At 61.1% G+C, this 20,714-nt stretch carries 17 protein-coding genes; 9 read left to right on the plus strand and 8 right to left on the minus strand.

Annotated features, from left to right (window positions below):
* The first annotated feature begins 939 nt into the window (after window positions 1-939).
* Window positions 940-1,146 (plus strand): cold-shock protein, encoded by a 207-nt coding sequence (locus RTP54_RS25765; RefSeq protein WP_112811027.1) that lies wholly within the window; start codon window positions 940-942, stop codon window positions 1,144-1,146.
* A 305-nt stretch (window positions 1,147-1,451) separates the two neighbouring features.
* Here RTP54_RS25765 and RTP54_RS25770 read toward each other — a convergent pair whose 3' ends face one another.
* A complete protein-coding gene (locus tag RTP54_RS25770; RefSeq protein WP_312366478.1) occupies window positions 1,452-1,889 on the minus strand; it encodes a hypothetical protein in 438 nt (145 codons plus the stop codon).
* Window positions 1,890-2,654: 765 nt separating this feature from the next.
* Between RTP54_RS25770 and RTP54_RS25775 the strand changes: the two genes are divergently transcribed.
* Window positions 2,655-3,194, plus strand: coding sequence for a recombinase family protein (locus tag RTP54_RS25775; protein WP_312366480.1), 540 nt, complete (start codon window positions 2,655-2,657; stop codon window positions 3,192-3,194).
* On the opposite strand, the gene RTP54_RS25780 is transcribed toward RTP54_RS25775, so the two are convergent.
* The 4 genes from RTP54_RS25780 to repA all read right to left on the minus strand — a co-directional run bounded on the left by RTP54_RS25780 (window position 3,091) and on the right by repA (window position 8,158).
* The gene (locus tag RTP54_RS25780; RefSeq protein ID WP_312366482.1) at window positions 3,091-3,756 is read right to left on the minus strand and encodes an isochorismatase family protein; all 666 of its coding nucleotides are present in this window, start codon (window positions 3,754-3,756) and stop codon (window positions 3,091-3,093) included. The two genes, RTP54_RS25775 and RTP54_RS25780, sit on opposite strands and share 104 nt — an antisense overlap.
* A 663-nt stretch (window positions 3,757-4,419) precedes the next feature.
* A complete protein-coding gene (repC, locus tag RTP54_RS25785) occupies window positions 4,420-5,637 on the minus strand; it encodes a plasmid replication protein RepC (RefSeq protein WP_312366484.1) in 1,218 nt (405 codons plus the stop codon).
* Between the two features lie 204 nt (window positions 5,638-5,841).
* On the minus strand, window positions 5,842-6,858 hold the full coding sequence (gene repB, locus RTP54_RS25790; RefSeq protein ID WP_312366485.1) for a plasmid partitioning protein RepB: 1,017 nt from the start codon (window positions 6,856-6,858) through the stop codon (window positions 5,842-5,844).
* A gap of 91 nt (window positions 6,859-6,949) precedes the next feature.
* Window positions 6,950-8,158, minus strand: coding sequence for a plasmid partitioning protein RepA (gene repA / locus RTP54_RS25795; protein WP_112811022.1), 1,209 nt, complete (start codon window positions 8,156-8,158; stop codon window positions 6,950-6,952).
* Window positions 8,159-8,664: 506 nt separating this feature from the next.
* Between repA and RTP54_RS25800 the strand changes: the two genes are divergently transcribed.
* From RTP54_RS25800 to RTP54_RS25830, 7 genes are all read left to right on the plus strand, one after another.
* Window positions 8,665-8,838, plus strand: a complete 174-nt coding sequence (locus RTP54_RS25800; protein WP_312366486.1) for a hypothetical protein — start codon at window positions 8,665-8,667, stop codon at window positions 8,836-8,838.
* Between the two features lie 576 nt (window positions 8,839-9,414).
* Entirely contained in the window at window positions 9,415-10,326 is a 912-nt protein-coding gene (locus RTP54_RS25805) for a formyltransferase family protein (protein WP_312366488.1), read from the plus strand.
* Between the two features lie 48 nt (window positions 10,327-10,374).
* Window positions 10,375-11,346, plus strand: coding sequence for an ATP-grasp domain-containing protein (locus RTP54_RS25810; protein ID WP_312366491.1), 972 nt, complete (start codon window positions 10,375-10,377; stop codon window positions 11,344-11,346).
* Window positions 11,347-11,350: 4 nt separating this feature from the next.
* The gene (locus RTP54_RS25815) at window positions 11,351-12,037 is read left to right on the plus strand and encodes an HAD family hydrolase (protein ID WP_312366492.1); all 687 of its coding nucleotides are present in this window, start codon (window positions 11,351-11,353) and stop codon (window positions 12,035-12,037) included.
* Window positions 12,038-12,509: 472 nt separating this feature from the next.
* Window positions 12,510-14,564, plus strand: coding sequence for a polysaccharide biosynthesis protein (locus tag RTP54_RS25820; RefSeq protein WP_409517217.1), 2,055 nt, complete (start codon window positions 12,510-12,512; stop codon window positions 14,562-14,564).
* Between the two features lie 31 nt (window positions 14,565-14,595).
* Window positions 14,596-15,795: a glycosyltransferase gene (locus RTP54_RS25825; protein ID WP_312366493.1), complete on the plus strand. Its 1,200-nt coding sequence runs from the start codon at window positions 14,596-14,598 to the stop codon at window positions 15,793-15,795.
* Between the two features lie 23 nt (window positions 15,796-15,818).
* The gene (locus RTP54_RS25830) at window positions 15,819-17,048 is read left to right on the plus strand and encodes a glycosyltransferase family 4 protein (protein ID WP_312366494.1); all 1,230 of its coding nucleotides are present in this window, start codon (window positions 15,819-15,821) and stop codon (window positions 17,046-17,048) included.
* Here the strand turns inward: RTP54_RS25830 and cysQ are convergent.
* From cysQ to cysD, 3 genes are read right to left on the minus strand one after another with little or no spacing between them, the layout of a single operon-like run.
* Window positions 17,003-17,806 carry a 3'(2'),5'-bisphosphate nucleotidase CysQ gene (gene cysQ / locus RTP54_RS25835; protein ID WP_312366495.1) on the minus strand — a complete coding sequence of 268 codons (804 nt, stop codon included), beginning with the start codon at window positions 17,804-17,806 and terminating at the stop codon, window positions 17,003-17,005. The genes RTP54_RS25830 and cysQ overlap by 46 nt on opposite strands.
* Window positions 17,803-19,698: a sulfate adenylyltransferase subunit CysN gene (cysN, locus tag RTP54_RS25840; protein ID WP_312366496.1), complete on the minus strand. Its 1,896-nt coding sequence runs from the start codon at window positions 19,696-19,698 to the stop codon at window positions 17,803-17,805. Before cysN ends, cysQ begins: the two co-directional genes overlap by 4 nt.
* Complete coding sequence (gene cysD, locus RTP54_RS25845) at window positions 19,698-20,597, minus strand: sulfate adenylyltransferase subunit CysD (protein WP_312366497.1); 900 nt, start codon at window positions 20,595-20,597, stop codon at window positions 19,698-19,700. The genes cysN and cysD overlap by 1 nt, the downstream gene beginning before the upstream one ends.
* Window positions 20,598-20,714: the final 117 nt, after the last annotated feature.

Raw genomic sequence — 20,714 nt, forward strand, 5'->3', positions numbered from 1 at the left:
GAGGCGGCGAGGCGGCGAGGCGGCGAGGCGGCGAGGCGGCGAGGCGGCGAGGCGGCGAGGCGGACAACAGCTCTTGGCGATGGTATTCACAACCGTTGCGGACAGGCGATTCTGTTGTCAGCTGACAACATAGTCGTGGCATTACAAAGCAGATTTTCGTTGTCTCAGCACTGCATACCGGAGTGTTGTCAGCTGACAACAATAGCATCCCTCACCCCGTACAACTCCGATCGCTACAGTTATCGTTGAGCTCCCGACCATGCAACTAGCCCAACCGCCGTTGCGACGCGCCCACAAACGCTGAAGAGAAGCCCTTTCCCGCAAAACATGGCATATCGCAACGCCCTCCACGAGTCCGTGGCAAAACCGATCCAGCGACACGGATGATCGCAAATCTCCATGCCGCGCGAAAAGCACCAAACGCCCTATGTTGTCTGCTGACAACAAAACTATCCCCATCCGGAATCGGTCCGGTCGTAACATTCACCTTTGCGCTCCAAACCACGCTACCAGCCGTTGCCGCGCGCGCCATATCTAAAAGGGCGGTCATTCTAACCCAAACGGGATCTCCCAGTTTCCGCCATGACGCCGCGGCAAGGCCGATCCAGCAGATACCGATGATCGCAAATTTCCATACGGAGTGAAGAGCACCAAGAGCACAATGTTGTCTGCAGACAACGTCAGTGCGCTCTGCTTCAACTCAGGAAATTCTGTGATGTCGAGCCCCGCGATGGCCGCGGCAGGAGGGCAATAAGCGCGCGCCGGATACCAGGCGCGGATCAACACAGCGCACTCCGGCAGGGCTTGGGACAGGAAAGCAGCGCCAGGCACAAATAATTCAAAAGAGTCTCTTCCATTCGCCGAGCAATGGCCTACCTTTCCCGCCTCACCAACACTGCGCGGATCGAATGTCCGGCAGAGCTTGCTAGGGACGATGTTATGGCGACCGGTACAGTGAAATGGTTCAATGCGACCAAGGGCTACGGCTTCATTCAGCCTGACGATGGCGGCACCGATGTCTTCGTGCACGCTTCCGCTGTCGAGCGCGCGGGCATGCGCGGACTGAACGACGGGCAAAAGATCACCTATGATCTCGTCGAGGACCGGAAGTCCGGCAAGATGTCGGCTGACAATCTGCGGACCTGAAATCAGCCTGGCGTCGGTCCGAACGGGATGTCTGATAGCGCCCGGTCGGTTTGGCTTTCACGTGTGGCCATCTGAACCACGATGCGTGGTTCGCTTCAACTTGCTGGCCAGATGACGGCACTGTGCAGGCGTTCGACGCGAGGTCCTGCGGTACCATCGGCAACGGTTCCGGCCGCCAGAAGCGGTCAGGCAGCGTGCCGTCAACACAGCGGGACATGCCGCAACGCCAGTATCCAATCACGGAAGATTGCTCGCCGCCGGGGCAGGGGCCCATGCCAGCGTCAGAGCTGAGATCCGTGCCCTCGCTACGCGATGAAAAATGACGACAAGCGAGACCAAAGGTTTCTCGGTCGACCGGCGAGTATCACGCGAACCTCGCGCGCTGCGGCCGCCGCGCTCACGGTAGTGCCGAAACGGCAGTAGCACACGATCTCATGCAGCTCGTCATCGCTAATCTCAAAGAAGCGTTTCGCCTCACCGTAGGTATCATCGGCGATACCGGCCGCACGCAGCACCGGGTCCCTGAACGCGATGGTGATCGGCGAGTAGTCGCTGCGCAGGGCGTCTCGCTCGTCCTGCATCTGGAACTCCGTTTCATGAAGTGTGTCCAGGTGCCGATGCCTGATGCTCTCCAGCACCTCCGCCCACCGCTCCAGCCGCACACGGCGCGCCGCAACATGCGGTGAGAGGCCGGGGACAATCTGCGCAATGCCCCGCAACTGATCCAAGGTATGATGCTTCATTGTCGCCTCCGATCAAACGACGTTTGTTGAAACCACCTCGAGTTCAGCCTGTGCCTTCTCGCTGGCGCTGTCCAATCACGATGATGCCAAATCGCCTCCTTGTGCCTCACAGGATCAGAGCACCGACCGATCGACGGCCGGAACGACGGGGACCTGCCTGCGCGAGCGAACCCTGAAGGCGCAGACGGGCGGTCGCCGAAGGCGGCAAGGGCTAAGGCGAACCAGTCGGCTTCTGCGCAAGCAACACCAGCGCGGAGATTTTCCAGAGCGTCTCGGCCCTTGAACATTCCAAATGGCGTCCTCAAGGGGAGGGGAGAGATCAAGCACAATGCCCGACCAGCCGTCCATATGACCGCGCTCGCGCGCAGCAATGGCGGATGCGGGCATTCGCGCGAAACGGACCTATCAGCCTATGGTGGAAGTCAGACGACAGTTAGCTTCCGTTACTCGACTTTAGTTCGATTTTTCATATGGTTAATCGATCGTTAAATTTCGAGCGGCTGGCGATCTCGAACTTTTACAAGCGACCTCTTCGCCATCTTACACTCCTGCGGCCAGAAATAGCTGGCCACCCCTCGGTCCCGAGCCGGCCTTCCTACAGAGACCAAATACCCTGTCCACGAGTTACCCTGACAGGATTGCTAGCAGCCTATTCGGGCCAAAGTGACCCATGTCACGCACATTTGCCCATGCCCCTGTCTCGACGACCCGCCAGACCACCGAAAACCAGATTCAAGAAATCGTTGCTGCAGGCTTCCAGGTCGAATGCGCCGGATCGTCAGAGAAACGGTTTTCGGCAGCAGCGCCATTGCCCGGTTTCGTGGCTTCTCCGAACGCATGGACCGTCTGGACCCGGCGGACACCCTGATTGTCACCAAGCCCGATCAGCTCGGCCATCACGCAATCGCTGTCAGCGCCACCGTAAATCTGCTCGTTAAGATGGGTTTAAAGGTTCACTGTTTCGCCTTGGGTGGTGCCGATCTCACCAGCACTTCCGCGACGATGACGATGCAATTCCTCGGCGCCGTTTCGCAGTTCGAACGCACCGCAATCCGGCCTCATGCGGTCAAAGTCCTGACGCGAGACCCTGGGGCGCCCTCGACACTCCGTTACCAACAGAAGCAGGATATACGCGAGGATCTCGCAAACGGACTGAGTGTTTCGGGCATTGCTCAGAAATTCAGAACGAGCCGACAGACCCTCATGCGGGTCTGTGATGAGCCTGTCGGTTTTCAGAAGGCCCGCTCTGAGGAAAGCGCGCGATCACTTCGTCCGAGGTCAAGACCTCAGCATATTCGCCGCTGAGTATTGCCAGCGTCAGGTCTTGAACGGTCGCGGCGTCCCAGGATTTCCCGTCCGGTCCGATGACCGGCACGGCCGTCGTAGCATCCAAGGGCAGGATGATATCGTAGCCAAGTGCCTTACCGGAGCGGACCGTGGCATCCATGCTGTTGTGAATGACAACGCCCGTCAGTACGAGACGATCGGCCTGCATGCCTCTGAGCACTGTGTCCAGCTCGGTACCGATGAAGGCGCAGTTTTGCTGTTTAACGATGAGGATCTCTCCCGCGATCGGCGCGACATCTTCCTTGATGCCGTTCCACGGGCCGTGGGTGTGATAGCTCGATGTCGGTGTTGGCTCGTCATGTTTGATATGAAGAACAGGCCAGCTGTTCCCGCGCCAGTGCGCCAGAAGGCGCTGGATCACCGCCAAATAGCCGGGATTGTTCTTTCCATTCCAGACCGGCCGATCGATGGCGTCTTGAACATCAAGGATGATAAGGGGAGGGGGCCCAGACTGAACATCCATGTTGCATGGCACCTTTCGGGTGGAAGTCGTTTTCTGCGTTTGAACCGAACCGATCATTTATGGCTTCCCGCGATAGCGCAACACAATAAGCCAGCGCTCTCGGCTCAGGTGCCGCTGATTTCGAGCGACGGTCGAGCGTTCATAGGCGTCCCAGATGTTCAACTCTGTGCAGGTTCGTGACGAACGGCCACGATCCGCTCGAACCTAGCGTGCTATTTTCAACTGCTCTTGCTCGCATTCGACCAAGCGTAAGGTGCCGCGACGGTTTGGGCGCTCGTCCGGGGAGGGGGCAATTGCTGCGTGCCGCGCCGACCCTTTGCCATTCGAACGACTCCGTCATCTGCCTTGGCCGAACTGCAGGTCTCGCGGCAGTGTCGCTGTCGATACGACCGTCAAGCCATTACGCTCCTACGGCATCATCGCCCGTTCGCGAAAATGCCACCGTCAAAAGTACCAAGACCGGCTTCTCGGTTCTCGAACCCTGCGGCGGGACGCCCTTCATCTCGGCCAGCCACCCCCTGGGCATCACGTCAGTCTCTATTTCCCGCCTCGCTTTCCTGCAGCAATGCCACAGTTCGCAACAATGGCGCTTGGATCGCCGCCGCCGCGTCGCCGAAACGGATAAACCTCGGCCGGGCTGCAGACATCTACGACGGTCGTCGATCTACCGCGGCTTCCAGGGGTTTCCACGACGCATTTCCAGAGCGAGGAAACCGCAGGTCACGATGCAGACGCCAGGTTGGATGGCGGTGCCCCGCGAAGCAGCGCCATCAGCATCGGCCCCATGGAAAACTCCCCGCGCCGGGTTCGCCGCGTCAGATCCCTGAGGTAGCCGCCGGCAGAATTGATATGCCCGGAGCGCTCGTAAATGCACGCTACGACAGCAGCAGCCGTCGCCGGACCCATCACCTCGCAAGCTTCCTCATAGGCCGTCGGGCTGATGCCGAGCATGGAGCGCACCGTCACGGCGGCCATCATCAGGTCGCGCCAGTTCGAAACGTCCCCGGACGGCCCGAAGGGTTTGATCTCGGGGCAGGCGCGCAAGACCATCTCCAGCGGGAATGGCTGAATTCCCTTCGGCTTCGCTTGGTTGTCAGCACTCGGCTTCTCGCCCTGCTCTTTTTCAGAGCTAGGTTCAAGTTCACGGATGGATTCGGGTTTTGAATTCTGTATGTGCCGCTCATATGGACCAGCATTGCCAGTCATATTTTCGGAAATTTCGTTTTCATCCAACATGTTGACCACTTCTTCGTGCAAAAGTGTCAGCTCGTCGGCGATGCTGAGCAGATCTTCGATCGTCGGAGAGCGAGGAATTCGCGCAATGAGCGCTACGAACAGTCCTTCGACATGCGCCCAGTCACCCGCGGCACCCTCTTCGATTGCGGCCGTGATCAGCTTGCGAATGTCTCTTCGGCAGAGCGAGACACGTTCCTTGGCGATCAGAAACCGCCGGCGGGCGGCCGCGACATCCTGGGCCATCCCGGCCAGTTCTTCCGAACGGGCGAGCAACGGGGCAAGGTCGAAACCATAAGCTTGCTCGATGCCGCCATCGCTGTCCTTGCGGGCATATCGTTTGCCGTTCGGGCTGTCCTTGCGCGAAACAAGGCCAGCGTCGACCAATACGGCAAGGCTGCGGCGAAGCGTGCTGCCACCGATGCCATTGGCTCGGTGCGTCAGCTGCGCGTTCGACGGGAACACGATCAGATCCTTGCCTTCCGCCAGTTCGCTCTGCGGATAGAACGACAGAAGCGCGTTCAGCACCGCAAGCGCACGGTCCTGGACGCCAAGAAGCGTCCTCGCCTCGCATACATCGCGAAGCACCTTCCATTTGTCGACGGTCTTGCCGGCCTTGATGCCGGAGGATCTTATCTGCCCCTTCACCAGGGCAAGCGACATCGGCCGCCGCCCGAAGGGCGTCGTTACGGATAACCTGTCCATTTCAGCCTTACCTTCTTTCAGGCAAAGGAATAGCGGTCACCGAAACGGCGCCAAATCTCGTGAGAGAGTCTTGACTGTGAATCCCGGAAGTGCGAATCTCGAAATCGCCAAATGACGAGAAAGGGCCTTCAGAGACGGTGTTTCGGGGGCCTTTTTTCTTTTGCCGGTGGTGCTCCTCTAGATCTCAGTCTTCAGTCCAGTGCCCTATTCGGCACCGTTCTGTTTTTCCTTCAGCGCCGCCTCGTATGCCTGAAACAGCTCGGGCAGTTTCGCCGTCAGATAATCGGCAAATCCATCATTGGGATCGCGCCGGATCGACAGGCGCCACTGCTTGTCGGTCGTGGCAACCCTTCCGATTTCGGCGCCCGATCCGCTGGTGACGATTTCAGGCGTCGCCGCTGTCGTCGGCTTGATGTCGGGCCTAGCGGCGGCCGCCAATGCGAGGATGAAGCGGTCGTCCGTTTCCCGCGCGGCAAAGCCTGGTTTCGTCGTCGCCTCGAGCGCACGCGCCAGGGAAGGCTCGCTGCCAACGGCATCGGCAAGCGACTGCCACCGGCCACGGCCGACCTTCGGCGCGCGGCCGATCGCATCGACAAGTTCACCGGGCAGCGCGCGCGCAACGGCAACGAGCTTCGAAACCTCCGCGCGATCGACCGACAGCGCCGACTGGATCAGCGCCCGGGCAAAGCCGGCGTCTTCCAGACGCCGCGCAAACACCGCCCGCTCGATAAAGCTCAGATCTTCGCGCGCGGAATTTTCCACGCCTTGCGCGACAACCAGATCTTCATCGGAAAGCGCGCGGACATAGGCCTTGACCGGAATGTTGAGCGCACGAGCGGCGCGAACACGGCGGTGGCCGTAGGCGCTCTGGTAACGGCCTGGTGTCGAGGGGTGCTCGCGCAGCAGCACCGGGATCTCCTGACCTCGTTCCCGGATCGAGGTCTTCAACGCCTCGAAGCTCGCTGCGTCCTGTTCGCTGAAACGATCGGCAAGCGGCGAGGGATCAATCAGCGAGGGATCGATCTCAACGGCAACCTGGCCTGAGGCAAGTTTGTCCCGGAGCGCTTGATACTCCTTCTCGACATCGGAAAACGTATCCTTGAGCGAGCGGACGGCGCCGGAACTGACGCGCGGCAGCGAAGGCCTCTTCAGGTCATGATCGACGGCCTGTTCGCTCTGTCCCGAAAACATCGAGCGGATGGACTGGGTGCGTTTGCTCAAGGCAGGGACCTCCTCGAAAAAGGCGAAACGCTGCCTTCAGACAGCCGTTGTCGCCCAAGGGGAAAGAAAACCGGGGAGGGGGTGCAACCGCTCATCGCTGCCACACCTGCGAAATCAGATCGATGATCTCGGCGTTGACGGCGTTGACCGATTCCATCGCGCGGTCATAAACCGATCGCCCGACGGCGCCCTTCGACAACTCGAACAGCGATTGCTTGGTGAGCCCGGCATTGGCAATGGCCGTCGACTTCCAGGCGGTCGCATTGAGCACGTCGCTGCCGAAGAGGTCTCGCAACAGGCCGACGATCTCCTGTTCGGGCACATCACGCGGGTCGTGTCTGGTCACGACGAATTTCATGAAGTCATAGTCCAGGTGCGCGCCGGCATCCTCGATGACCGCGATCAGATCCGCCGTCATCAGCAGGAACTGGCTCATCGACGCGACATCGACCATCTGCGGATGGATCGTCACCAGCATGCCGGTCGCAGCGTTGAGCGCGCCCATGGTCAGGAAGCCGAGCTGTGGCGGGCAGTCGATGACGACGACATCATAATCCGCCTCGACTTCGCTGATTGCGGCGGCGACCCGGCGGAAGAACAGATCCTCGGGGCCGGAACGCTTGCCCATGGCGCGTGGCGTTTCGTGTTCGAACTCCATGAGCTCGAGATTGCCGGGCACAAGGTCGATGCCCTCGAAATAGGTCGAACGGATCACCGAACGCATGTCGACCCGCGCCTCGTCGTAGCGGATCGCCCCATAAAGCGTGGTGTTCTCGGCAATGTCGAATTCCGGCTGGTAGCCGAACATCGCAGACAACGACGCCTGTGGATCGAGGTCGATCGCCAACACGCGATATCCCTGCAGCGCCAGCCCCTGTGCCAGGTAAAGCGACGACGTGGTCTTGGCCGAGCCGCCCTTGAAGTTGGCGACGCTGATGATCTGGAGCTTGTCGCCCTCGCGGCGGCGCGGCCAGAACTTCAATGCTTCCTTCGGGCGCGCTTCGGCCAGATAGGCACGCAGCTCGTTGATCTGGCGTAGCGTATAGGAGCGGCGGCCCGCCGTGCCCAGTTCCGGCACCGGCCCAAGGCCGTCCAGCGACAATTGTCGGAGGTAACCGTCGGACACACCAACGATCTGAGCCACTTCGCCCGATGAGAACGACCGCAGCGACTTCATCGCCTTCGGCGGAAAAGCGATCTCTCCAACAGCTCGCAAACGATCCGAAAGCGCGCTCGCCTGGCGCGTGATACGCTCCGACGTCGTCTCGTTTTCAAACTGGGGATTCGTGGGCTTTAACATCGCGGGCTCTTCAAAACGGTTTCTTCGCGTCTGACGCATTCTTTCCGTCTGGAAGTAGAGACACGATTCTATGTCGACGGACAAGCCGTTTCACCAATGGCAAGCCCCCGTCAGTCCGACACAAAGTGGCTCCGGCGTCCCCGTGTTGTCGATCTTTTCGTAGTATTTTCGGGATGTTAGCTCGAGATGTGGCCGATTGATCCGTCGCAGGCCCTATCAGTTTTCCCCACGCCTCATTTGCAGTTGTCAACGGTTTGGTGCTGCGCGTCTCCATCACCAACCGGTGAAACGACGAAATCTCGCGTCGGAGGCGCATACGCTTTTGCGATTCGCTCGCGCGATTCGATCCGGGCCAGGCCAACATCGCAGCGTGCCTTTCATACCCCCATCACGACATAGGACAGGTTCTTGTCACACGTGCGGAGCGTTGAGGTTGGCGAATAGGGGAGTTGCGTCCTGCAAACCAACCGCTATCGTTCCAGCGCGATTCGTCGCCTGGAGGAATTATGCGTCAACAGACTAAGCCGTTCATCGTTGAAATTAAGTCATCCCGCCGGATGAAGAGCGATACTCAAAAGACATCGATCTGGGGGGCGTTGGATCTGACGCTTGAACCCGACCCGCGCCCCGAGCCCGTCGCAGCTGATCTGCAGGCCGCAGTGCAGGTCAAAGCGGAATAGCCAGCCCGCGCGGCCACCTCCCGCCCGCAGTCGCGATCGGCAGCATCCCCCGAACCAAACCGGCGACCGACCAGGTCGATTAGAGAAATATGGCCAAAAAAAATGGGCCAACGGAAATCCGCGGCCCATGAAGTTTGAAGGTCATAAAACCTCCAGAGGGGAACAGCTGCTGCGGTGGCACTGGGAGGAGAAGCCACCAAAAATGCATCAGCTGCGAGCGTTATGATCGTTTTTTGATCATTTGGAAAACATTTTTTGTGCAATGCAGCTATGCGTATGCTGCGCTGCTCCAAATAGGCAGGCACGTCTCGATCGCGGTGAATACGGCGTGATGGCGGGCGGTCTGCCACCAAGCCGCGCCATTTGTTGGGCGGCGACAACTGCCGCTCTTCACGTCCAGCGGAGCGCATTCAAACGCAACGAGACGCCATCCAGCCGACCCGATCGGCGATCGCTGAATTTTCGCGCAGCCGCAGAAATCCGCTGGCCTCAATTTTAGTATACTGTAATTTGACCTGAGCCCCCTGGGCTCTTGTCGATGGCCTGCCATCCTGCCGCGGTATGGAGATGTGATAGATGCGCGTCGCATTCGTGGGGACGGTCGAGGGCTCGAGGATTGCTCTTGAAGCGCTGATAGCGGCCGGACATGCCCCGGGTCTGCTGCTCACGCTCCCGGCCGCCAAGGCGAGCCGGCATTCCGATCATGCCGATCTCCTGCCGATCGCGCACAAGGCAGGGATCGCGGTCGTCGAAACCGACAACATCAACGACGACGCCACGCTCGCGAGCCTGCGTCAGTTTGCACCCGACGTCGTCCTGGTCGTCGGCTGGTCGCAAATCTGCCATGCCCCGTTCCGCAGCGTGGCTTCCCGTGGCTGCCTTGGCTTCCATCCGGCGGCCCTGCCAAGGCTGCGAGGGCGGGGCGTCATCCCCTGGACCATCATTCGCAACGAGACGGTCACCGGATCGACGTTTTTCTGGCTCGATGACGGTGTCGATAGCGGCCATGTGCTGCTGCAGCGCCTGTTCGATGTCGCATCTGACGAAACCGCACGCACGCTTTATGACAAGCACACGCGCAATCTGGCGGAAATGGTCGTCGAAGCGGTCGAACGTCTCGCAACTGGAGGCCCCGACGGCACCGAGCAGGATGAGCGCTACGCCAGCTACTGCGCACGCAGAACGGAAGCCGACGGGCTGATTGATTGGCACAGCCCGGCCGCGGAAATCGAGCGCCTCGTTCGTGCGGCCGGAGATCCCTATCCCGGCGCCTTCACCTTTTTCCGCGATCGCAAGATCGTCGTTAGGCGCGCCGCCGTACATCAGAACGCTGGTCGCTACATCGGTCTGACGGGACAGGTTCAGGTATACACGAAAGCCGGCTTCCTCGTGTTGTGCGGGGACGGCAATTGCCTCGAAGTCATGGACTGGCAAGGGGACAGACCTGCGGTGCACGGCAAGCTCACAAACGGCCAGCCGCAGCTTTAGGCAGGACGAACGACGCGGGAATGACAGGCGCCAGCGGAGGGCCTCGCGATGAGCAGACGGGAGTTGTGCGTTCTTATCTCGTCCGCCGGGCGGCGGGTCGAACTCATCCAGTGCTTTCGCGCAGCCGCCGGTCGGCTGGACCTGTCGCTCAAGGTGATCGCCTGCGACAGAAGCCCGGATCTCAGCGCTGCCTGCCACGCGGCTGATCGCGCCTTCGCCGTGCCCGGCTGCGACGACGAAACGTTCATCGAGGCTGTCAGCGACATCTGCCGCGCCGAAAACGTCGACCTCGTGATCCCGACGATCGATCCGGAATTGCTGCCGTTCGCGCTTCATGCAGAGCGGTTCGCTCAAGCGGGAACGCGGGTGCATGTCAGTCCGCCACAGGTAGTCGAAGTCGCCCGGGACAAGCTGGTCACGATGCAGACGTTCGACCGGGTGGGGCTGCCAGTGCCTCGAACCGACGCGCTTGAAGACGCCCGCGACGCTATGGCCGATTGGTCATGGCCCGTTTTCGTCAAGCCGCGCTCGGGCAGCGCCAGCCGCTCCATCAGCGTGGTTCACCGATCCGAAGCTCTTCCTCGCGACAGCGCTGAGCCCATGATCGTCCAGGAATATCTCTCCGGGCCAGAATACACGATCAACGTGTTCATCGATGGCGCCGGCGCGATCCGCTGTTGCATCGCACACCAGCGGCTTTCCGTGCGGGCGGGCGAAGTCGAGAAGGGGCGAACCGTGCGCCTGCCGGAACTGCCCGAATTCGCACGCGGATTGGCGCGGGCGCTTCCGGCTGCCCGTGGCGCCCTGTGCTTCCAGGCGATCGCCGACACGACGCGCGGCCTGCGGATCATCGAGCTCAATGCGCGGTTCGGCGGCGGATATCCGCTTGCCGATCGCGCGGGCGCCGTCTTTGCCCAATGGCTGCTGGAGGAAGTCGCCGGGTTGCCCGTCAGCGCCAACGACGATTGGCGCGACGGCGTGCTGATGCTCCGCTACGATTCGGCTGTCTTCGAGGGCTGAGAGGATGGACGCGTTTGCCCGAGGCCTCATCTTCGACCTCGACGATACGCTCTACCTCGAGCGCGACTTCGTCTTCAGCGGCTTTGCGGCCGTGGGCGCGTGGTGGCAGAGACGCACAGGACGGGGCGATTTTGCCGCGCGATGCACCCAGCTCTACCAGGCGGGCGCGCGAGGCAACATTTTCAACCATGCGCTTGCGGAAGTGGATGGCGATGTCGATCCAGCGCTCGTGGAGCAACTGGTTTCCGTCTATCGCGACCATCAACCCTCGATCTCGCTGGCGCCCGATGTCGCACGGTTTCTGCGCGGTCGCCGGAGCGATGATTTCCTCGGCATCATCACCGATGGGCCAGCCCCCACACAGCGCGCCAAGATCAGCGCGCTTGGCCTCGAACAGAAGGTGGATCTTGTTCTGTGCACGGACGCGTGGGGGATCGGCTATCGCAAACCGCACCCAAGAGCCTTCGAGACGACCGAGACCACATCGCGCCTGATGGCGTCGCAGCTGATCTACGTGGCCGACAATGCCATCAAGGACTTTGTCACACCCCGCGCCAGAGGCTGGAAAACCGTCCAGATCCTGCGCCCCGAGCGGGTCCATGCCTGCGATCCGCCGACGCCGATGCACCAGGCGCAATCACAAATCTTTACATTCGACGACCTTGAGCAGGCGATCCGAGACATTTCTTGAGCTTTCTACTCCCCATTCTGGCGGTGTCGCCGCGCTAAATATCTGATCTTTATAATGATCCTCGACGCCAATTAAACTCCATAGATGATATAGACTATTGTTACAGCCCCAAAGGATTAATCCTTCAAAGTTAGTTTACATGCGAAAACCAAAGTGTTTTCTAGGTTTCACTGCAAATAGGAAAAGTACATCGCGCTCCGAATATTGAAACAGTCGAGAGCGTAAAACTTTTTTTATTGGGTGTATTTGCCGCACCTCCGTCACCAGCGGCACATTTACTTTCGGTTGTATTGTTCGCCCGGCCCATTGGGGCTCCTGGCAAGCGAAGCCATGTCGAAGGAGGGGCGTTATGTTTCGCATTCCGACCGCCGTTAAGGCGTTATACGGTACGTGGGCATTTCGTGTAGTGAATCGCAGAACCATCACAGATCGCCCAACGTTCCCGGCAACGGCCCAGGACGCTGCGCAGTCGCTGGCACAACTCGGCGTCAGAAAGCTCAAGTCGGCTGCCCGTGGCGCCCGCAAGAACGCTTTCCTTTACGCAATGGACCTGGCGTCGGCGGCCGTGGCGCTGCTGGTCGCGCTATTCCTGCGATACGGTCCGATGGGTCTCACCGATCGCCCCGATACGATCCAGATCCTGGCCTGGTCTTCCGCGCAATATCTGGCGGTCTGCGCGGTGATGTTCCCGCTGTCGGGTCTCTATAGCCGGAACTGGAAGTACGGGTCGATCAGCGACCTCGTCATCATCATTCGCGCAGTGGTCCTGACTTCGCTGGTGTTGATCGCGCTTCTGTTTTTTTCGACCCGTCTCACTGACATGCCGCGTACAGTCGTGCCGCTACAGTCGCTGCTGTTGATGGCGTTCCTTGCGACATCGCGATTGAGCTTTCGCGCTGACGAGTTTCTCCCGGTCACGAACAAGCGATCCGAAAAGGCCGATGGCCATCGCCATCGCGTTCCCTTGCTTCTGGTCGGCGCCGGCAACGCTGCGGACCTTTATCTCAGAGCTCTGTTTCGCGATCCGTCAGCGCCCTACGTTCCGGTCGCTTGCCTGGACCGCAACGAAACGCAGGTCGGGCTGATGCTGCATGGCGTGCCGATTGCCGGCAGGCTGCAGGATCTAGAGCAGGTGGTCGCCGAGCTCAGGGCCGTCGGCAAGCAACCGTGCCACATCGTCTTCACCGAACCGCTCTCGTCTTTCAACGACGTCGCTTCGGGAGAATTGCTGCAGGCCGCCGAGCGTCTCGGCATCGCGGTCTCGCGGCTGCAAAGCGGCACGGAGTTCAAGCAGACAAGCAACGACAATCCGTATGAACTGCGTTCGATCGAGATGACCGATCTGCTCGAACGGCCCCAGGCAACGCTGGACAAGGACGCAATCCGCCGCCTGGTCGCCGGCCGCCGGGTTCTCGTCACCGGTGCAGGGGGATCGATCGGCAGCGAACTCACGCGCCAGATCGCCGCCTGCGGCCCGGCCGAAATCGTTCTGGTCGACAATACGGAATTCAATCTCTACTCGATCGACCTCTGCCTGAAGGAAGAGTTTCCCGATGTCCGCCATTCGAACTGCCTGTGCAGCGTTCGGCGCAGCCAGCGGGTCAACGAGATTTTCGAAGCACACCTGCCGGAATTGGTGTTCCACGCCGCAGCCCTGAAGCATGTGCCCATGGTGCAGATCAACCCGTGCGAAGGCGTTCTGACCAACGTCATCGGCACCATGAACGTCGCCAATGCCGCCAAGCGCTTCGGTGCACTCGCCATGGTGCAGGTCTCTACCGACAAGGTGGTCAATTCCTCCAGCATCATGGGAATGACCAAACGGCTTGCCGAACTCTATTGCCAGGCGCTCGATCTGGATGGCGTCACCAGCGGGCGGGGCCCACGCTTCATGACCGTCCGTTTCGGCAATGTGCTGGGGTCGAGCGGCTCATTGATCCCGCTCTTCAAGCACCAGCTTTCCAAGGGCGGACCCTTGACTGTGACCGACCCGCGGATGACGCGGTTCTTCATGACCATCAGAGAAGCGGTCGAACTGACGCTGCAAGCCTCGGCATACGGCTTCCAGAAGCAGATCGGCCAGGGCGAAATCTTCGTGCTCGACATGGGTGAACCCGTCAAGATCATCGACATCGCACGTCGCATGATCCGGCTCGCCGGCTTCGTCCCGGACAAGGACATCATGATCGAGATCGTCGGGGCAAGACCGGGCGAAAAACTGTTCGAGGAACTCTTCGATCCCACGGACAAGCGCATTGAGTCCGCCATTCCCGGCGTGCTTGGAGCCGTGCCCGATGCTGTGCCGTCAAGTGTGCTGAAGAGTGCCTTCAGCCGGATGCAGCGTGACGCGGAACGCTGCGACGAGGGGGCTGTTCTGGCCGCAATCTCGCAACTCCTGCCGAATGCGGAGATCCCCCAGAGCAACAACACGCGCCCCAGAACGGCTGGCCGGCGCACGGCCGGCGTCATTGCGCTCGGCAAGAAGACGACGGCACGGCCGCAAGCAAACGGCCGGGCGCGGCAGTAGCGTCAAGGGACGCAGGAGGAAGGAACCGGGCATGGCAGGTATCCCCGTACTCCATTGCATCACGGGCCTGAATGTCGGCGGCGCCGAATACATGTTGGCACGGTTCGGCGCCAAGCTCACCCAAACGAATTATGACCCCCGTGTACTGTCGCTGATGGCGCCGGGACCGGTCGCCCGCGACATGCAGGCCGCCAATATCGCGGTCGAAACGCTCAACATGCATCAGTCGCGGCCGGGTCCGCGCGCGGTGGCGAGATTGCGCGCAATCATGCGGTCGTCGGCGCCAAGGCTGCTTCACGGCTGGATGTATCACGGCAACGTCGCGGCATCGATCGGTTCGCGGCTCGCAGACCGACAGCCGGTCATCTGGAGCATCCACCACTCCATTGCCAATCTTGCTTCGGAGAAGCTGCTGACGCGCGCCGTGATCCGCATCAGCGCCGCGCTTTCCAGGCAGACCAGCGCAATTTCCTATTGCTCACGGGTATCCGCCGACCAGCATGAAGCGCTCGGTTTCGACCCGGCCAAGCGGCGCATCATCCCCAACGGCGTCGATTGCGATCAGTTCCGACCGGGCGCCGGCGCCCGGCAATATCTCTGCGACGCGCTGCGCTTGCCGAGGGAGCGCCTGCTTGTCGGCAACATTGCCCGTGCCCATCCGATGAAGGATCACGAGACCTTCGTGCGCGCAATCGCCAGGCTTCGCGCCATGGGGCTCGATGCTCACGGCGTGCTGATCGGTGACGGCCATCAGAACGGCGTCGTGCAGCGCGTTGCGGCCGAACTCGGCATCACGCCGATGATCACCGTTTCACCCGCACGCGCCGACATAGACAGGCTGATGCCGGGCCTCGACCTGTTCATGCTGTCTTCAGCATGGGGCGAAGCGTTTCCGCTGGTCGTCGCCGAGGCCATGGCGAGCGGCGTCCCGGCGATCGCGACGGATGTGGGCGATTGCGCCTGGCTTTTGGGTGACCGGCAGATGGTGGTCGAACCGGGAAACGTCGATGGCCTTGCCAAGCTCGCCGCCTCTTTGCTCTGCCTGCCGCAAGAGGCCCGCCGTCAGCTCGGCGAGCGCGCGCGCCGACGTGTGATCGAGCGGTTTTCGCTGAACGCCTATGTCGACAGCCACCTCTCTCTTTACGAAGAAGTGCTCGAGCAGACCGTCCCAAAGCCCGCGCGACAGATAGGCTGGCAGGCTTCTGTCAGTGCGGCGCGGCGCATGTGGTAGCGGCCATGAAAAAGGCGAGCCCCTTGCCCAGTCATTCCCCGGTGCCACGACCGAAGATCGTGCTGATCGCCAGCCTGACCTCGTCGCTCACGAACTTTCGTCGCGAACTGATAAAGGATCTCCTGAAGGCGGGCTTCGACGTCGTCGCCATGGCCCCAGACCGAGATCCGCTCGTGGAACAGGAGCTGGAAGCGCTCGGCGTGCGCTTTGTCCCGATCCCGATGTCGAGGGCCGGGGTGAACCCGTTTGCGGATCTGACCACGCTCGCGGCATTGGTCCGCCAACTCCTGAAGGAGCGGCCCGCAGCCATTCTGCCCTACACGATGAAACCCATCATCTACGGCGGCATTGCCGCGCGGCTCTGCGGCGTGCCGCACCGGTTCTTCCTCGTCACCGGACTTGGCCACATGTTTGCCGTTGAGCCCGCAGAACGTGCTTTTCGCAAATTGCTGCGCTCGATGTGTGTCGGACTTTACCGCTGCGCGCTCAAGCGGGCGAAGGCCGTCTTCGTCTACAACGACGCCGACCTTGCCGACATCAGGGAGAGACGGCTTGTGGACGATCTCTCGATCGTGTCGATGGTGCCGGGTTCGGGCGTCGATCTCGATCATTATCGCGCGTCGACGCCCCCGCTCAAACCGATCGTGTTTCTCCTCATTGCCAGGCTTCTGCGCGACAAGGGAATTCCGGAATATGTCGAGGCCGCGCGGACGATCCGCGCGCGCCATCCAGATGCCATCTTCCAGTTGCTCGGCCACTACGATCCCAACCCGACGGCGATCAGCGAACGAGACGTCAAGTCCTGGGTCGAAGAGGGGGTGATCGAATATCTCGGAACCACCCGCGACGTGCGCCCGTATCTGTCGGCCTGCAGCGTGTTCGTGCTGCCGTCCTATTATCGCGAGGGGATCCCCAGGAGCATACTTGAGGCGATGGCGACCGGACGCGCCATCATCACCACCGACCTGCCGGGGTGCAGACAAACGGTCGAGCCCGGAGTCAACGGGCGACTGATCGAGCCGCGCAGCGTCTCCTCACTTGCCGCTGCATTGACGAGCTTCATCGAGAACCGTTCGGCCATTGCCACCATGGGCCGCGCGTCGCGCCGGATGGCCGAGGAAAAATTCGATGTCAGGCTGGTCAACCGGCTGCTGCTTGCGCGCATGCAGCTGGATGAAAGACCCTTGAAGGGAAGCGCCGACGCCGGTCAGCACCACCCTTCCGGCGGCGCCGCCGCCCAGGCGACGAAGTGAGGATTGGCAAAGTCGCAGTCACTCTCCTGCCGGCACTTGCCATACCTCAGGATCGACCCATCAAGGCGCAGCACCGTGCCTCCTGCCGCCGCCAGAACCGCATCGCCGGCAGCCGTGTCCCACTCCATCGTCCGCCCGAAGCGCGGATAGACATCCGCACGCCCTTCGGCAAGGAGACAGAATTTGAGCGATGAGCCGACGGAGGTGCAATCGAGAACGCGATGCCGGGCGAGGAACGTCTCGGTCTGTGCGCACGAATGGCTGCGGCTGGCCACCGCAATGATCGAGCCGTTTCGACCGCGGGTGCGGATCTCGCGCCGCTCGCGCACGCGGCCGGAATGATCGATCTCGAGACGCTGGGCAACGCCTTCAGCCGCGATGTAGGCGCGTCGCAAGGCCGGCGCGTAAACGATCCCGGCGATCGGCTTGCCGTTGTCGATCAGGGCAATGTTGACCGTAAAATCGTCCCGGCGGGCGATGAATTCCTTGGTTCCGTCGAGCGGATCGACGAGGAAGAACGCACCCGCCTCGACCGACGGCGCGCACCCGGCGGCGGCCGCCTCTTCTCCGACGATCGGTATGCTGGGCGAAGCCCTGGCGAGGCGGTCGAAGATGACCGCTTCTGCCCTGAGGTCCGCTTCGGTGACGGGCGAACCGTCCACTTTCGCAACGGCGTTCGCGCCGGCATGGTAGACGTCGAGGACCGCGATGCCGGCCGCGAGCGCCGTCTCCTCGAAAAGTGCCGACAGCCCGTTCATTGCGACTGTCGCCGCGCGAGAAAATCCTCGATCTGAAGGGCGAGATCCGTCGGTTCGCTATCGATCGTCGAGAGATGCAACTCCGGGTGCTCCGGCTCTTCGTAAGGAGACGAGATCCCGGTGAAATTGGCGATCTTCCCGGCGCGCGCCTTTTCGTATAGCCCCTTGGGGTCGCGGCGGGCGCACTCCTCGATCGGCGTATCGACGAAGATTTCGATGAACTCTCCCTCAGCCATCAGTTCGCGCGCCATGCGCCGCTCGTCGCGGAACGGCGAGATGAAGGAAACAAGGACGATAAGCCCGGCATCCGCCATCAGTTTCGCCACTTCCGCCACCCGGCGGATGTTTTCCACCCGGTCGACATCGGTAAAGCCGAGATCGCGGTTCAGGCCGTGCCTGACGTTGTCGCCATCGAGAAGATAGGTATGCCGGCCATGGGCGTTGAGGATGCGATCCAGCGCATTGGCGATCGTCGATTTGCCCGAGCCGGAAAGACCGGTGAACCAGAGCACCGCGGGCGCCTGTTGCTTCTGTGCGCTCCGCGCTTGCTTGTTGACGTCCATGGCATGCCAGTGGACGTTAGCCGCGCGCCGCAGCGGGAAGTCGATCATGCCGGCGCCGACCGTGTCGTTGGTCAGGCGGTCGACGATGACGAAATTACCGGTGGTCTTGTTGTCCTTGTAGGCGTCGAAGGCAATCGGAGCCTGGGTGGAAATATTGCAGACGCCGATCTCGTTCATCGTCAGGGACTTCGCCGCCTCGCGGGCAAAGCTGTTGACGTTGACGCGATGCTTGAGCTTGGTGACCGTCGCGTTGACGCTGTCCGTTTCGGTTCTCAGGATGTAGCTGCGACCGGGGAGCAGGGGGTTGGCATCGAACCAGATCACGTGCGCCTGCAACTGGTCGGCGACGAAGGGGCGCGCCGTCGGCGATGTCAGCATGTTGCCCCGGGATGCATCGACTTCGTCCTTCAGCACCAGCGTCACCGCCTGGCCGGCCTCGGCGCTTGCCACTTCGCCGTCATAGGTCACGATCGACTTGATCGCCGTCTTCTGCCCTGACTTGGCGACGGCCACCGGATCCCCGACGGCGATGCGGCCGGATGCGACCTCGCCCGCATAACCGCGAAAGCTGGAATTTGGCCGATTGACCCACTGGATCGGAAAGCGGAACGGGGTGTTCGTGACCTCTTTGCCGACATCCACGGTCTCGAGATATTCGAGCAGGCTCGGGCCCTGATACCATGGTGTGTGGATCGACCTCGAGGTGACGTTGTCGCCATAGCGCGCCGATACGGGAATGGCCTGCACCGTTTCGAAGCCGAGCGTCAGCACGAATTTTCGATAATGCGTCTGCAGCGCTTCGAAAATGCTGGAGCGATAGCCGACCAGATCGATCTTGTTGACCGCAACGACAACGTGGCGAATACCGAGAAGCGAGGCGAGGTAGGTGTGGCGGCACGTCTGCGGCAGCATGCCATGCTGGCTGTCGACCAGGATGATCGCCAGATCCGCCGTCGAGGCGCCGGTGACCATGTTGCGGGTATACTCCTCGTGGCCGGGCGTGTCGGCGACGACGAACTTGCGCCGGGCGGTGGAGAAATAGCGGTAGGCGACATCGATGGTGATGCCCTGTTCGCGCTCCGCCTCCAGACCGTCGAGCAGCAGCGAATAATCGAGATGATCACCCTTTCCCTGTCTTTCGCTTTCCCGCCCGAGATCGGCGACCTGATCGTCGAGGACCAGCCCACCGTCAAAAAGCAAGCGGCCGATCAGCGTCGACTTGCCGTCGTCCACCGACCCGCAGGTGATGAAGCGCAGCAACGACTTGCTGCCCTCGACATCGAGCAGGCTCGCCACTTCTGGCGAAAACACCGAGGGTTGACCATGCATCAGAAGTATCCTTCCCGCTTCTTCCTCTCCATGCCGGACGCTTCGTCGCGATCGACAAGCCGGTTGCGCCGTTCGGAGGAGCGGCTGAAGACCATCTCCTCGATGATCTCGGGAACGGTGGTGGCGCTCGACAGGATGGCGCCGGTCAACGGATAGCAGCCCAGGGTGCGGAAACGCACGTGTTGCCTGCGCACGACCTCGTCCGGCTGCAATGGCATGCGATCGTCATCGACCATGATCAGCATGCCGTCCCGTTCCACGACAGGACGTTCCTCGGCAAAATAGAGAGGCACGACCTGGATGCCTTCCTGAAGCACGTATTGCCAGACATCCATCTCGGTCCAGTTCGACAACGGAAACACCCGCATCGTTTCACCCGGGGTCAACCGCGTGTTGAAGGTCTTCCACATTTCCGGTCGCTGGCGCTTGGGGTCCCAGGCCTGGCCTGCAGTGCGCAGGGAAAAAATCCGCTCCTTCGCCCTCGACTTTTCCTCGTCGCGCCTGGCGCCGGCGATCGCCACGTCGAAGCGGTGCTTTTCGAGTGCCTGGCGCAGGGCCACCGTCTTCATGAGGTGGGTGTGAACGTTCGAGCCGTGTTCGAAAGGGTTGATGCCTTGCGCAACGCCGTCTTCGTTGATGTGGACGATAAGCCTCAGATCATTGTCTCTGGCGACCTGGTCCCTGAAGGCAATCATCTCCCGGAATTTCCATGTCGTGTCGACATGAAGCAGCGGAAACGGCGGCTTTGCAGGATAAAACGCCTTCATCGCCAGATGAAGCAGCACGCTTGAATCCTTGCCGACGGAATAGAGCAGGACCGGATTGGTGGATGTCGCCGCTACCTCCCTCATCGTATGGATGGCTTCGGCTTCAAGGCGGGCAAGATGCGAAAGTGCCATGCGACAACCCCTTATGTGTCGCGTTGCGAAATCGATCGATGCAAAACAAACATCAAAGTGGCAGCGGCATCGCCGCTTCACCGAAACAGGATTCGTAATTGGTGATCGAATTTAAGG

It is taken from the genome of Ensifer sp., from assembly GCF_031989085.1.
In the GTDB taxonomy this organism is placed as follows: domain Bacteria; phylum Pseudomonadota; class Alphaproteobacteria; order Rhizobiales; family Rhizobiaceae; genus Ensifer.

Bases quoted from the DNA above. Each gene is read 5' to 3' on its own strand.
- RTP54_RS25770 (WP_312366478.1), bottom strand. From the start codon at position 1,889: ATGAAGCATCATACCTTGGATCAGTTGCGGGGCATTGCGCAGATTGTC.
- repC (WP_312366484.1), bottom strand. From the start codon at position 5,637: ATGGACAGGTTATCCGTAACGACGCCCTTCGGGCGGCGGCCGATGTCG.
- cysD (WP_312366497.1), bottom strand. From the start codon at position 20,597: ATGGCACTTTCGCATCTTGCCCGCCTTGAAGCCGAAGCCATCCATACG.
- cysN (WP_312366496.1), bottom strand. From the start codon at position 19,698: ATGCATGGTCAACCCTCGGTGTTTTCGCCAGAAGTGGCGAGCCTGCTC.
- RTP54_RS25805 (WP_312366488.1), top strand. From the start codon at position 9,415: ATGCGCGTCGCATTCGTGGGGACGGTCGAGGGCTCGAGGATTGCTCTT.
- RTP54_RS25800 (WP_312366486.1), top strand. From the start codon at position 8,665: ATGCGTCAACAGACTAAGCCGTTCATCGTTGAAATTAAGTCATCCCGC.
- RTP54_RS25815 (WP_312366492.1), top strand. From the start codon at position 11,351: ATGGACGCGTTTGCCCGAGGCCTCATCTTCGACCTCGACGATACGCTC.
- repA (WP_112811022.1), bottom strand. From the start codon at position 8,158: ATGTTAAAGCCCACGAATCCCCAGTTTGAAAACGAGACGACGTCGGAG.
- RTP54_RS25775 (WP_312366480.1), top strand. From the start codon at position 2,655: ATGCGCCGGATCGTCAGAGAAACGGTTTTCGGCAGCAGCGCCATTGCC.
- cysQ (WP_312366495.1), bottom strand. From the start codon at position 17,806: ATGAACGGGCTGTCGGCACTTTTCGAGGAGACGGCGCTCGCGGCCGGC.
- RTP54_RS25765 (WP_112811027.1), top strand. From the start codon at position 940: ATGGCGACCGGTACAGTGAAATGGTTCAATGCGACCAAGGGCTACGGC.
- RTP54_RS25810 (WP_312366491.1), top strand. From the start codon at position 10,375: ATGAGCAGACGGGAGTTGTGCGTTCTTATCTCGTCCGCCGGGCGGCGG.
- RTP54_RS25780 (WP_312366482.1), bottom strand. From the start codon at position 3,756: ATGATCGGTTCGGTTCAAACGCAGAAAACGACTTCCACCCGAAAGGTG.
- RTP54_RS25825 (WP_312366493.1), top strand. From the start codon at position 14,596: ATGGCAGGTATCCCCGTACTCCATTGCATCACGGGCCTGAATGTCGGC.